Annotated in this window: 12 protein-coding genes; 8 read left to right on the top strand and 4 right to left on the bottom strand. The window is 48.8% G+C overall.

Features of this window, described 5'->3' with window-relative positions; translation table 11 throughout:
• Positions 1-95 precede the first annotated feature (95 nt).
• Positions 96-902 carry an alpha/beta fold hydrolase gene (locus BUB94_RS03990; protein WP_073234428.1) on the bottom strand — a complete coding sequence of 269 codons (807 nt, stop codon included), beginning with the start codon at positions 900-902 and terminating at the stop codon, positions 96-98.
• A gap of 66 nt (positions 903-968) precedes the next feature.
• Between BUB94_RS03990 and BUB94_RS03985 the strand changes: the two genes are divergently transcribed.
• Positions 969-1,634: an MBL fold metallo-hydrolase gene (locus BUB94_RS03985; protein WP_073234425.1), complete on the top strand. Its 666-nt coding sequence runs from the start codon at positions 969-971 to the stop codon at positions 1,632-1,634.
• Positions 1,635-1,831: 197 nt separating this feature from the next.
• Here BUB94_RS03985 and BUB94_RS03980 read toward each other — a convergent pair whose 3' ends face one another.
• A complete protein-coding gene (locus BUB94_RS03980; RefSeq protein ID WP_073158700.1) occupies positions 1,832-3,157 on the bottom strand; it encodes a GntR family transcriptional regulator in 1,326 nt (441 codons plus the stop codon).
• 45 nt (positions 3,158-3,202) lie between these two features.
• Between BUB94_RS03980 and BUB94_RS03975 the strand changes: the two genes are divergently transcribed.
• Positions 3,203-4,336: an acyltransferase gene (locus tag BUB94_RS03975; RefSeq protein WP_073234422.1), complete on the top strand. Its 1,134-nt coding sequence runs from the start codon at positions 3,203-3,205 to the stop codon at positions 4,334-4,336.
• Between the two features lie 29 nt (positions 4,337-4,365).
• On the opposite strand, the gene BUB94_RS03970 is transcribed toward BUB94_RS03975, so the two are convergent.
• Together BUB94_RS03970 and BUB94_RS03965 are read right to left on the bottom strand one after the other, a co-directional pair.
• The gene (locus tag BUB94_RS03970) at positions 4,366-4,998 is read right to left on the bottom strand and encodes a hypothetical protein (RefSeq protein WP_073158694.1); all 633 of its coding nucleotides are present in this window, start codon (positions 4,996-4,998) and stop codon (positions 4,366-4,368) included.
• A gap of 606 nt (positions 4,999-5,604) precedes the next feature.
• Positions 5,605-5,979, bottom strand: a complete 375-nt coding sequence (locus BUB94_RS03965) for a hypothetical protein (protein WP_073234410.1) — start codon at positions 5,977-5,979, stop codon at positions 5,605-5,607.
• 178 nt (positions 5,980-6,157) lie between these two features.
• Here BUB94_RS03965 and BUB94_RS03960 point away from each other — a divergent pair, with 178 nt between their 5' ends.
• The 6 genes from BUB94_RS03960 (at position 6,158) to BUB94_RS03935 (ending at position 12,433) form a co-directional block, all read left to right on the top strand.
• The gene (locus BUB94_RS03960) at positions 6,158-6,841 is read left to right on the top strand and encodes an FISUMP domain-containing protein (RefSeq protein WP_073234407.1); all 684 of its coding nucleotides are present in this window, start codon (positions 6,158-6,160) and stop codon (positions 6,839-6,841) included.
• Between the two features lie 7 nt (positions 6,842-6,848).
• Positions 6,849-7,532 carry an FISUMP domain-containing protein gene (locus BUB94_RS03955; RefSeq protein WP_073234404.1) on the top strand — a complete coding sequence of 228 codons (684 nt, stop codon included), beginning with the start codon at positions 6,849-6,851 and terminating at the stop codon, positions 7,530-7,532.
• 7 nt (positions 7,533-7,539) lie between these two features.
• Positions 7,540-7,986 carry an FISUMP domain-containing protein gene (locus BUB94_RS03950; RefSeq protein ID WP_073234401.1) on the top strand — a complete coding sequence of 149 codons (447 nt, stop codon included), beginning with the start codon at positions 7,540-7,542 and terminating at the stop codon, positions 7,984-7,986.
• A gap of 257 nt (positions 7,987-8,243) precedes the next feature.
• The gene (locus BUB94_RS03945) at positions 8,244-8,948 is read left to right on the top strand and encodes an FISUMP domain-containing protein (RefSeq protein ID WP_073234398.1); all 705 of its coding nucleotides are present in this window, start codon (positions 8,244-8,246) and stop codon (positions 8,946-8,948) included.
• A gap of 73 nt (positions 8,949-9,021) precedes the next feature.
• Complete coding sequence (gene uvrB, locus BUB94_RS03940; protein WP_073234395.1) at positions 9,022-11,232, top strand: excinuclease ABC subunit UvrB; 2,211 nt, start codon at positions 9,022-9,024, stop codon at positions 11,230-11,232.
• A 157-nt stretch (positions 11,233-11,389) separates the two neighbouring features.
• Positions 11,390-12,433: a hypothetical protein gene (locus BUB94_RS03935; protein ID WP_073234392.1), complete on the top strand. Its 1,044-nt coding sequence runs from the start codon at positions 11,390-11,392 to the stop codon at positions 12,431-12,433.
• Positions 12,434-12,522 lie beyond the last annotated feature (89 nt).

The following is a 12,522-nucleotide window of genomic DNA, read 5'->3' as shown; positions in this document are numbered from 1 at the left end:
TTCCTCTTTAGGTTAAATCCCCTATTGGACTCGCATACAATATAGCATATTGCGTAAGATTTTTATTGCCTTTTCGTCAATTCCACAAACCTGATTTAAGCCTTATTGAAAAAATCCAGAATTTTTTGCTTATACTCGTGATTTTCGTCATAGGCGGCATGGCCCAGCCCCTCATACATGAAAAATTCGCTGGGGACGTTTTCGGCCTGGAGCTTGGCAAAAATCTTTTCGGAAGCAACAGTCGTGACTACGGAGTCATTACCGGCAGCGATCACATAGACCGGACACTTGATCTTGCCCAAGTCATCGTAAGTATCCACTCCGGCACAGGCGGCAGACATAATGGAAAAACGATGCATTTCTTCGGGAGTCACACCGGAATTCATTTTCAGCAGCACCTTGCGCCAGCGATCCACGAATTCCTTGCTGAAGCAGTTGTCGATGAAGGAATTCACCAGTTCCTCGGCACGGCCTTCAATAGCCATGTCGGTCCAGCCGCCGATACATTCCAGCTGGCGGGGTTCCGCACGGGAAGAGGAAGAACCAAGTACCAGCTTACGGATCAGTTCCGGATGGTTGATGGCCATGTACTGGGCCACCATGCCGCCCTGTGACGAACCAAAAACGTCAGCGTCCTTGATTCCGAGAACCTTGAGGGTTTCGGCCAGGTCTTCGGCCATTTGCGAAATGGGGTACACTTCCGGAGGGTTCTTGATTCGATCAAAAAGGTAGCAGGTATAGTCCTGCTTAAAAATCTTATAGCCAACTTCAACCGACGAAGCCGAGTTCAACACATTCTTGAGGCTAAGACCAGGAATAATGATGAACGTCTTGGGACCATCACCAAACTTAGCATATTCCATTTCAAACTTTTCGGTTTTTACCGATAGGATTTCTGCCATAACGACCTCCGTAAGGAGCACAAATATAGTAAATTCAGAACGTCAAATTTTTATTTTCGGTCCATCATGAAATTTCAGCATTTTACATTCAATCCGTTCGGCGTGAACTGCTTCGTATTGAGCAACGAACAGGGCGATGCCATCCTTATCGATCCCAGCGTTTCAAACACAATGGAACAGCAGACATTGGACAAGTACATCAAGGAGAATAACCTGACGGTGCGAAGGATGCTGAATACCCACCTGCACCTGGACCATGTGCTAGGCAACGCCTTCGTGGAACGCACCTACGGCGTAAAGGCAGAAGCCCACCAGGAAGATGAATTTCTTTTGGATCTGCAGGAAGAACAAAGCGAACTTTATGGGTTACCGTTTGAGGATCCCGCCCCCGCCCTGGGGGACTATATCGCCGAGGGCGATACAGTGGAAGTCCCCGGAGTAAAACTCCATGTCCTTCACGTGGCAGGCCACTCCCCCGGCGGCGTCGCATTCTACTGCGAAAAGGCTTCACTGCAGTTAGCTCCATCAAAAAGCATCGAGGTTCCGCTACTGTTCTCGGGAGACATCCTCTTCGCCGGAAGCCGCGGACGCTCCGACCTTTTCGGAGGCGACGATCACGCCCTGGTAACGGGGATCAAGAACAAACTGTTGACACTGCCCCCGGAAACCATCGTACTCCCCGGCCATGGTCCAAGCACAACCATCGAAGAAGAAAGAAAATCGCAATTCTGAGCGAAGAGCGGGGAACGATGAGCCGTGAGCGACGAGCTAGATAATCGCGCCAACGGTGCCTAAGTTGTTAACTCATATCTCGTAAATGATAATTCTCTCTAGGCGATAGGCTTCAGGCGTTCAGGGTCTCGTGCATTCATGGGATTCTGAAACAAGTTCAGAATGACACGTCAAAAGATCTCTTCACTATTCACTGCTTACTTCTTCTCAACCACTTTCCCCAGGGGGGTCTGCATTTGTCGGCGGAAGTTGGCGTAGATGCTGGGAGAGGTGATGTGGTACAGCGATTCCTTCACCATGGTCTCTACGTTAAAGGCCAGGGAATCGAAAACGTACTTGTAGCTTTCGATGGTATCGTCGAAGCCGATGACATAAGGACGGGGGTAGCCCTTGTCGCTATAGATGTCCAACAAGGTCAAGGCCACCCAATCGTTAGAACACACAAACGAATTGAGGGTCGCCCCATCCAATAGCCGTTCCACCATGGCACGCAAATACGCCTGGGGAGTGACGCCCTCTTCGGCGGCCACATCGGGAATATCAAAGGGACTGGCAAAGCGGTCATCTACCAAAGGCAAAACTTCCAATCCAGAAATTTCCAAACCTTCCATTCGGGCCTTAGACCAGAAGCTGTTATGGAAGGGCGAAATAAAATGCACCCTCTGCAAGCCCTTGGACTTCAGGTGTTGCGCCACGATAACGCCCGCTTCCTTACCAAAGGCCACATTGTAGAACGCCCACTTTTTTCGGTTCTGTGTCGTCTTGGGAACATCATTGGGGGAATACTCCCACCACACCGAAATGGGGCCCGTGAACTTTGCAAAATGATTGAACAGGTTCGAGGGATTGAACACCAGCCAGGTCGACAGGAATGCACCCAGACAGTGAACGTCATCCCTGGGAACAAAGGGGCGTCCATCCGAAGCAAACAGGGTATCGCTGGATTCGTGATAGCCTACGAAATGCACCGCGATTTTCTGTTCCGCTGCAAACTGGGACATCATGCGGAATACTTCGGATTCACGTTCCGCATCGATCCTAAAATGGCCATGTTCATCGGAACGATGGACGAAAATAATGTAGTTGGAAAATCCGACCGGACGTTCTTCGTTAAAATAATACTTGGCCCCCACCTGGCGCAGCACGCCGCGGGCCACCTGGGCGCTTAAAAAATTCTTGACGCTGTAGGGCGAAACCTTGTAGCGGATCGACAGTTCCTTAATAGAAGGCAAACGTTCGAAGGCATTCAGGAATCCCGCTTCCAGGTCTCTGGCGAACTGGGCTTCCACTACGGAATTGGTATCGCTCTTGGGAACCGACATGGCCACGGGCAGATCGCCCCAGAAACAGCCCTTGCCCTGATAAGACTTGATAAAGCCCTCGTCCGAAAGTTCCCTATAGGCCTTGTGGACGGTGGCGGTAGAAAGCCCCAACTGGGCAGCCATCTTACGAACCGACGGCATCTTGTCGCCATCGTTAAAACCGGCAGCGGCAATGGACTTCTTTACGTCTTCAATTAGCATGTCTATTCCCTCTTTCACCCTAAACTATAATAAATTTATACGAGCATGCAGCAGAGCAAGGGAAGAATTTTGTGGATTGACGAGTTCAAGGGATTCGTCCTGTTACTGGTGAGCCTATTCCATGTGGAACAGTCCTTCAAGAATATCGACTTCGGGATGTTGCACCTGAGCGCCATGCGCATGTCCGCCTTCTTCTTTATTTCCGGGGTGCTGTTCAGTACCCGCCGATTCAAGGATTTCAAGAGCTACGCCCTCCACAAGACCGAAGTGCTGCTCCTCCCCTACATCTGGCTTTCGCTGCTGTTCCTGGCCCTAGATCCTGTGGTATGGAACTTTGACTGGTTCCCCCGAGCCCCCAAGATGCAAGTATTGACAATCCGGCCCGAAATCCACACCCTCAAGGATTATGTAGGATGGAACCTGGCCAAGATATTCGTGGCGGGGAAATCCAGCGTCGGGTCGGGACCCATCTGGTTTGTATTTACTTTGTATTCCATCAGCCTGATGTTCTTTGGAGTGCAAAAAACCAGCGTCATTCTGAGCAACGCGAAGAATCCAGTCCTTCAGAAAATAATTGTAGCCGCCGTTGCCGCAAGCAGTTTAATCGCTGGTTGGTTGCTTTTCAAAAACCACATCCGCCTGCCCCTGGGAATCGAACGTGACCTGACCTGCCTTGCCTTCTTCGCCCTGGGCAACCTCTGTAAGGAACCCATCCAGAAGTTAAGCAAGCATTCCCTATTGACTTTCTTTTTAACGATTGCGGCACTAGCCCTCTACATCTATTTTGAAAAGCCAGATCCCTGGTTCAGCATCATGAACAACGACCTGGGAAAAGATTTGCCCCAGTTCATATTGAGTTCCATTTTTGGTATTTTGACGCTGATCGGGGCCTTCCAACTTTTTTCAAAACTGCCGGATGTAAACGTCCTGCGTATCGTCAAGGGAATCCTGCGGAACATCTCCCGGAACGCCCTGATCATCCTGGCGGTTCACTGGTGGGCGCTGCTGGTGTTGCGAATCGTATTCAAGCCTCAGCTGGACAAACCTATTATCGCCTACCTCTCGATCCTGATCGTAACCGCATTCTCAATCGGAGCCATTCCCCTGTTCCGCTGCAAACTCTACAAAGTCATCGGCAAGGAAAAGACAACCGTCAAGGAAAGCCTGAGCATTAAGTGAGAATTCATATCTCGTAACTCATATCTAATCTACAGTGCTCTTAGCCAGGCCATGAATTTTTTGCTGTCGGGGTCACCGATTTTACTTAGGTTTTCTACTTGTTCAAATAAGCATCTGTAAGCGACAAGGCAGTTCTTGCGAGACACGGCGTACTCGGTGCTATTCTTTTTTGAGGTGTTGTTATCCAGGGCCTTACGGCACTGAACATATTGATTATATTCCCGCAGCAAGGTAGCCACCCGTTCATCCATGGCCACTTCCTTCAGCTTTTCCATGGGAATGGCAGACGCGATCCGCACCGCATTTACAATGGTCGCTTTCACTTCTACGACACGATACCCCCACACGGCATCATCAAAGGCTTCTACAAGAGTAGACACCAGTTCCTTGTGTTTGGAGCTATTATAGCGGGCAAGCGATTTTACGCCCAGTCGACATATTTTATATGCATTTACAATATTCCAACGGCATTGAGCAAGATTCAAATTCTTGGGAACCAGGATAACTTTGGACAACGCAGAAACTTGCGCTACATAGTTTTGAACAGCATGGGTAAGCAAGGGATTGGTAATCATCTTTGCGCCCTCACTAATTTCAAGATGTTGCTTCAAAAAAGAAATCATCCCCATGTCACTAAAGTAATTAATCTTTTTATGATTCATGCTCCATAACCTTCATTTACTCAAAATATAGAAAAAGCTTATGCTCAACATTTGCATAAATTAATCATACTTTATATTTACCAAAATCCACCATTTGTATACAAGCGCACAAAAAGTTCCGCTAATTTACTATTACACCGACACATTCCCATGTAAAAGTTCTGCGGACTCACATTTCGTATTATGCATTCCCATGTGTTCATGGCTCAAGGCCACTATTGCACACATACATTCCCATGTAAAAGTTCTACGGACTCACATTTCGTATTATGCATTCCCATGTGTTCATGGCTCAAGGCTACTACTGCACACATACATTCCCATGTAAAAGTTCTACGGACTCACATTTCGTATTATGCATTCCCATGTGTTCATGGCTCAAGGCTACTACTGCACACATGCCTTCCCATGTAAAAGTTCTGCGGACTCACATTTCGTATTATGCATTCCCATGTGTTCATGGCTCAAGGCCACTATTGCACACATACATTCCCATGTGTTCATGGGTCAGGGCAACTACTGCACACATGCCTTCCCATGTGTTCATGGCTCGGAGCCCTATACTATTCAGAGTGTATAATAAACAAATATTTTTTAGTTAGACTTTTAATAAAAACGCTTATTTTTCTTTATATAATCGGATACAGACTTTGCCTTATTCAAGACACTAGAGCCATTCAATAAAGCTTGGTCCGCAAACCCGGACCCCTCATGTGGAGTATTGAAGAACAATACGTTATCGATTTCTCCTTGATATTCCTTACTTTGGATATACTCGCGTGCAGCAAGACCCGCAACACCTTCGGCAATGATTACAAATTTATTGGGAACTTTCTTAGAAGTTGAATTTTTCCTATTCTGGGACCACTGATTCAGGGCCTTACTAAAAACAGAATTTGCCCTCTTAAAAAGCACATCTACCGCTTCGGAAGGGTCCAAGGAACCATCATAAGAATGGCAATAAAAAGCCGTAAAGAACAACAGGAGGGATATTGCTTTGTTCGTTTTTTCTCCGAGAAAAACAACCGCTAAAATTTAGAACTTGCAAATCTTGCGTTTTTGTGTTTTTTTCGGGACATTTTCACGAATGATTCCGAAAGCACCCGTTTTTTCACTTTATCTGCAAAAATTCTATTCTACATTACCTATATTTGTTCACATGAAATCAAAGTTCATTCTTTTTACGGTGTTTGTTTCCTTGCTTTGGGCTTGTTCCGAAGATAGCCCTTCGGAGCCTAAGGATACTTTTGACGCGAGCGTTGTCTGCCCCGCCGACGGGATGAACGCATACGGCGAGCCGAACCGAGGTTCATTCACTGACGAACGTGATGGACAGGTGTACAAGTACACCACAATAGGCAACCAAGTGTGGATGGCTGAGAACTTGAAATTTGACGCACCGTACAGCCTATGCTATGCCAGAGAAGAAAATTTTTGCGAAACGTTCGGCAGGTTCTACACTCTGTACGTAAATGGCGAATATTTTGCCCTCATTGATCAAGTTTTGGCGGACACCATTTGCCCTGCTGGGTGGCATGTGCCTTCGGTGGATGAATGGAATGAATTGGCGAATAATGTTGGGGAAGGTGAAAAGGGAAGTGCCAGATTAATGTCATCCAATGATTTTGGAGAATATTATAACTCTGGTTCTGATGATTGTAGTTTTAACGCCCTGCCTGCAGGATCCTGGATGTTAAACGGAGAACTTTTGGGAAATAGAATTTATGCTATTTATTGGACTTCTACAAGAAGAAGTTATGATACAATGTATGCCTATAATCTTGGAAGTCAGTCAATAGAAATAAATCGCCCCAGAATGACTATTAGGTGTCTAAAGAATTAACATTCTCATGAAAACAAAGTTTATTCTTTTTACCGCTTTTGTTTCCTTGCTTTGCGCGTGTTCCGAAGATAGCCCTTCGGAGCCAAAGGATACTTTTGACGCAAGCGTCGTCTGCCCAGCCGACGGGATGAACGCATACGGCGAGCCGAACCGAGGTACATTCACTGATGAACGTGACGGCCAGGTGTACAAGTACACCACCATCGGCAACCAAGTGTGGATGGCCGAGAACTTGAAATTTGACGCACCGTACAGCCTGTGCTATGCCAGAGAAGAAAATTTTTGCGAAACGTTCGGCAGGTTCTACACTCTGTACGTAAATGGCGATTATTTTGCCCTCATTGATCAAGTTTTGGCGGACACCATTTGCCCTGCTGGGTGGCATGTGCCTTCGGTGGATGAATGGAATGAATTGGCGAATAATGTTGGGGAAGGTAAAAAGGGAAGTGCCAGATTAAAGTCATCCAATGATTTTGGAGAATATTATAACTCTGGTTCTGATGATTGTAGTTTTAACGCCCTGCCTGCAGGATCCTGGATGTTAAACGGAGAGCTTTCTGGAAATAGAATTTATGCTATTTATTGGACTTCTACAAGAAGAAGTTATGATACAATGTATGCCTATAATCTTGGAAGTCAGTCAATAGAAATAAATCGCCCCAGAATGACTATTAGGTGTCTAAAGAATTAACATTCTCATGAAAACAAAGTTCATTCTTTTTACCGCTTTTGTTTCCTTGCTTTGCGCGTGTTCCGAAGATAGCCCTTCGGAGCCTAAGGACACTTTTGACGCAAACGTCGTCTGCCCAGCCGAAGGGACGAACGCATACGGCGAGCCGAACCGAGGTTCATTCACTGATGAACGTGATGGACAGGTGTACAAGTACACCACCATCGGCAACCAAGTGTGGATGGCGGAGAACTTGAAATTTGACGCACCGTACAGTCTATGCTATGCCAGAGAAGAAAATTTTTGCGAAACGTTCGGCAGGTTCTACACTCTGTACGTAAATGGCGAATATTATGCCCTCATTGATCAAGTTTTGGCGGACACCATTTGCCCTGCCGGGTGGCATGTGCCTTCTCTTGATGAATGGAAAATGTTGGTAGAGAACATGGGGGGGGGAAGAAAATGTTGGGCGTAGACTGATGAGTTCCTTTGACTTTTGGGAACGATATGTTCCAGGAACCGACGATTGTGGGTTTAGTTCTAAACCTGCGGGGGAATGGTTGTTAGACGGATCCGTATTTGGCCATTTTTCTTCTTATTGGACATCAACAGCAAAAGATTTTGAAACTACTTTCATGTGTACTTTTAATTCAACAGATTATTTCTCCTTTAATATAAATAGTCCAAAGATGACTATTAGGTGTCTAAAGGATTAACAACTACTTTTTTCTTATGAACAACCCAATTACATTAGCAATTTCAGTAACATTTGCAGCCTTGCTTTGGGCTTGTTCCGAAGATAGCCCTTCGGAGCCAAAGTACGTATTCGACGCGAGCGTCGTCTGCCCAGCCGAAGGGACGAACGCATACGGAGAGCCGAACCGAGGTTCATTCACCGACGAACGTGATGGCCAGGTGTACAAGTACACCACCATCGGCAACCAAGTGTGGATGGCCGAAAACCTTAATTTTGACAATGGTTCTCCCTGCGCCAAGGAATCCTGTTCAGAAAAAGGTCGAGAATACACCCCGATGGACGCGCAAAACGCATGCCCGAATGGCTGGCATTTGCCTACAGAAATAGAGTGGAACCTACTTTTTGATAATGTTGGTGGAATAGATATCGCAGCAGCCCGCCTAAAGGCAACCGAGGGGTGGACACCCTTGAACCCGGGGCAAGCCTCAAATGGGACGGACGATTGCGGCTTCAGCCTTTACCCAATCCCTGCAACCGGGACCTATAGCAATCACATTAAAAGCATTATAGAGAAAGTAAATGACGGCTATATAGCATTAGTGTGGACCGGGAATCCCTTAGATTCAACACTCGGATCACCATCTACATACGGTGTATTATTTGAAACACAAAAAAACTCCGCAGCAATAATTAGATATTACAAAAATGATTATCTGTCCATCCGCTGCGTAAAAGACTAGAATCCAACATACCAATTCAAATCATTCCATCACCCCCTCTGCTTACTAACCACTAACTACTAATCACTTCCTCATGGCTAGAGCGCGCAAGACAATTACCCCGGATCCGTATGCAAAACCGATAGCAAAGGTTCTCTCCCCCGAGCAGAGCCTTCCGGGCAGATTGCGTCAGTTCCAGGCGCCCACCCGCGCCAACTTCGAACTGGTAAGCCAGTATGGCGCCGCCGGCGACCAGCCCAAGGCCATCGAGCAGATTACCGAAGGGTTCAAGCAAGGGGACCAGTTCCAGACGCTCCTTGGCGTAACCGGTTCCGGTAAGACGTTTACCATGGCCAACGTCATCAAGAATGTAGGCAAGCCTACCCTGATCCTGACCCACAACAAGACCTTGGCCGCCCAACTCTACCAGGAATTCAAGGCTTTCTTCCCCAAGAATGCGGTGGAATATTTTGTCAGCTATTACGACTATTTCCAGCCCGAAGCCTACATTCCCCACACCGATACCTTTATCGAAAAAGACGCCAGCATCAACGACGAAATCGACAAGCTGCGTCTGCGTGCAACGGCTAACCTGCTGACCCGTCGCGATGTCATCATCATCGCTTCCGTCAGCTGCATTTACGGTTTGGGAAGCCCCGCGGAATACTTCGACCTGATGGTCCGCGTGAAAAAAGGCGACATCAAGGATCGCGACGACTTGCTTCATGAACTGGTCCGCATCCAGTACACCCGTAACGACTTCAGCCTGGAACGCGGCACCTTCCGCTGCCATGGCGACGTCATCGAAATCCACCCCAGCTACGACGAAGACGGCATGCGCATCGAGCTGTTCGGCGACGAGGTGGATCGTCTGGTGCGCTTCAACATCATTACCGGCGAGGTCATCCAGGAGCTGGAAGAAATGACCATCGCCCCGGCAAAGCACTTCGTCACGAAGGAAGAAGGCCGAGCCGGGATCCTGCAGCGCATGCAGTTGCAATTGACGGACCGCCTTGCGGAACTGGACAAGGAAGGTAAGGTCCTGGAATCCGCCCGACTGAGTAGCAGAACCCGCTACGACATGGAAATGATCCGCGAGACCGGCATGTGCTCCGGCATTGAGAACTATTCCGCCCTTATCGAAAACCGCGGCCCCGGCACCCGCCCCTTTACCCTCATCGACTACTTCGGCGATGACTGGCTTTTGATGGTAGACGAATCCCACGTGAGCATCCCCCAGGTAGGCGGCATGGCCGAAGGCGACAAGAGCCGAAAGACCACTCTGGTAAATTACGGTTTCCGCCTCCCCTGCGCTCTTGATAACCGCCCCATGAACTTCAAGGAGTTCGAATATATGTACCCCAAGCAGGTGCTGTTCGTCAGCGCCACCCCGGGGGAATACGAACTTGAAAAGACTGGTGGCGTAGTGGCCGAGCAGATTAACCGCCCCACCGGCCTATTGGATCCGAAGATCGAGATGTTCCCCATCCAGGGACAGATGGACGTTCTGCTTTACCGTATTGACGAAGTGGTGAAGAAGGGAGACCGCGTACTGGTTACAACGCTGACCAAGAAGATGGCCCAGGACCTTACGGACTATTTTGTGGAAGCGGGCATCAGGGCCAAATATTTACACAGCGACATCAAGACCCTGGAACGTCACGACTTGATCAAGGGGCTGCGAACCGGTGAGTTCGACGTGCTGGTGGGAATCAACCTTCTGCGTGAAGGTCTGGACCTTCCGGAAGTCAGTATGGTGGCTATATTGGACGCCGACAAGGAAGGCTTCCTGAGAAATTACCGCAGCCTGATCCAGACCATGGGCCGCGCCAGCCGTAACGTAAACGGAACCGTATTGCTGTTCGCCGACAACATGACCGACAGTTTGCAGAAGGCCGTCGACGAAACCATCCGCCGCCGCACCCTGCAGGAGGAATTCAACAAGGAACACGGCATTACGCCAAAGTCCGTTTCCCGCAAGCTGGAAGGGGACCTGGTCATCAACGATCCGCTGATGGACCTGTGGCGCGGCGACAAGACTCCCAAGGCAGCCGAGGACCCGGATTTCGACGCAGATTACGGTTTCGCCGACAACGACGAAGATGGGGATGTCCCCCTGTTCAAGGGCGCCCCCATGGGCAAACCCAAAAAATCCTCGAACCTGAAAGCAATGCCACCTCACACCTCAAAGCGAAGCGACCTGTCAATCGAGGAGCTGGAAAAGCAGATGAAGGCCGCCGCGGCCAAGCTGGATTTCGAGGAGGCAGCCCGTCTCCGCGACCTGATCCGCGACCTGGGAAAGTGATTTTACCCCCTGCGGAACCCTTTTTAGTATGCTTTTTTAGCCTGAATTCACAACATTTTCACGTTTTTTTACACCTATTTAATAGGTCCCCTAGTCCGTTTTGGAATATTTTTGTGTATTTTCAATGGGCAAAAAACATTTAGAGAGAGGAATCTATATGACTTTTAATTTCGCAAAGACCCTTATGATGGGTTCCGTGATTACCATGGGCGCTTTCGGCCTCATCGCTTGCGGTGATGATTCCGGTAGCAGCGCACCTGCAGATGAACAGCCGGGCAGCTCCGCCAGCGCCGACGCCACCCAGGATATTTCTATCAGCGCAACCAACCTGGGTTCCAGAACTAGAGGCATCGGTATCAACGCCGAAGTAATTTTTAGCGGCAACTTCGACATCGACCTGAGCGCACAGCAGACCGGCGAAGCCACCGATATCAGCTTCACCGCCATTTCCTATGACGTGGCCTACGGTACCGTGGTTCCGGGCGAAAGCTACAGATCTCTGGGCGACCTGACCGCCCACCAGGAAGTCAGATTCCCCACCAAGATGATCGACTTGGGCTCCGCCAACTCCGCCGGCGTTTCCATTTCTCTTGCAAATCCCGCTCTTGACCCGGTCGGCTGCGGCACTTACACCTTGGTCGTCAAGGTTTCCGCTGTCGATACCGAAGGCAACGACAAGGTTTCCAACCAGTTCATCACCTTCGACCGTCCTGAATCTTTCTGCAAAACCAGCGAACCGGAATCTTCTTCTTCTGAAGACGTAGTCGAAGAAGTTCCCATGACCAACTGCCAGGTTGAACTTTCTACCAACATGGCTCCGGGTCTCGACCTGGCAACCTGCACTGCAGTGGACGCTGCTTCTGCAGCAACCGCCGACGTCATCTTCACCGCAGCAAATGGCGACATCACCATGTCTAGCGGCAACGGCGCTATGTTCGGCAAGCTGGATGCAGACTACTCCGTAGGCTACTGGCCCGAAACTGCAAACAACCGCACCTTGGCTTACAAGAGCGACTTCCCGTATCGTGCAATTGCAAACGCAAGCTTTGCAAACATGATCGAAAGTGCAGAACAGATCTATGTCATCCAGACCGCTGCCGGCGGCTTCTACGCACTGGGCTTCGCAACCGAAAAATCTTACGAGAAGCTGACCAACAACGACTACTCCTTCTCTATCAAGCTCTACATGCCTGCACAGTAATTCCTAGCGAATTTCTCCTTTTAAGGGCTTCCCGTTTAGGCGGGGAGCCTTTTATTGTACCCCACATTTTTCTATTTTTTAACCGTAAT

Source organism: Fibrobacter sp. UWH9 (assembly GCF_900129715.1).
In the GTDB taxonomy this organism is placed as follows: Bacteria; Fibrobacterota; Fibrobacteria; order Fibrobacterales; family Fibrobacteraceae; genus Fibrobacter.
The sequence above is the reverse complement of the archived record's forward strand: the minus strand, read 5'-3'. Positions and strand labels throughout refer to the sequence as shown.

What these genes read in the sequence shown, in the direction of transcription:
- BUB94_RS03950 (WP_073234401.1), top strand. Translation starts at nt 7,540, where the DNA reads ATGAAAACAAAGTTCATTCTTTTTACCGCTTTTGTTTCCTTGCTTTGC.
- BUB94_RS03945 (WP_073234398.1), top strand. Translation starts at nt 8,244, where the DNA reads ATGAACAACCCAATTACATTAGCAATTTCAGTAACATTTGCAGCCTTG.
- BUB94_RS03985 (WP_073234425.1), top strand. Translation starts at nt 969, where the DNA reads ATGAAATTTCAGCATTTTACATTCAATCCGTTCGGCGTGAACTGCTTC.
- BUB94_RS03975 (WP_073234422.1), top strand. Translation starts at nt 3,203, where the DNA reads ATGCAGCAGAGCAAGGGAAGAATTTTGTGGATTGACGAGTTCAAGGGA.
- uvrB (WP_073234395.1), top strand. Translation starts at nt 9,022, where the DNA reads ATGGCTAGAGCGCGCAAGACAATTACCCCGGATCCGTATGCAAAACCG.
- BUB94_RS03960 (WP_073234407.1), top strand. Translation starts at nt 6,158, where the DNA reads ATGAAATCAAAGTTCATTCTTTTTACGGTGTTTGTTTCCTTGCTTTGG.
- BUB94_RS03935 (WP_073234392.1), top strand. Translation starts at nt 11,390, where the DNA reads ATGACTTTTAATTTCGCAAAGACCCTTATGATGGGTTCCGTGATTACC.
- BUB94_RS03980 (WP_073158700.1), bottom strand. Translation starts at nt 3,157, where the DNA reads ATGCTAATTGAAGACGTAAAGAAGTCCATTGCCGCTGCCGGTTTTAAC.
- BUB94_RS03970 (WP_073158694.1), bottom strand. Translation starts at nt 4,998, where the DNA reads ATGAATCATAAAAAGATTAATTACTTTAGTGACATGGGGATGATTTCT.
- BUB94_RS03955 (WP_073234404.1), top strand. Translation starts at nt 6,849, where the DNA reads ATGAAAACAAAGTTTATTCTTTTTACCGCTTTTGTTTCCTTGCTTTGC.
- BUB94_RS03990 (WP_073234428.1), bottom strand. Translation starts at nt 902, where the DNA reads ATGGCAGAAATCCTATCGGTAAAAACCGAAAAGTTTGAAATGGAATAT.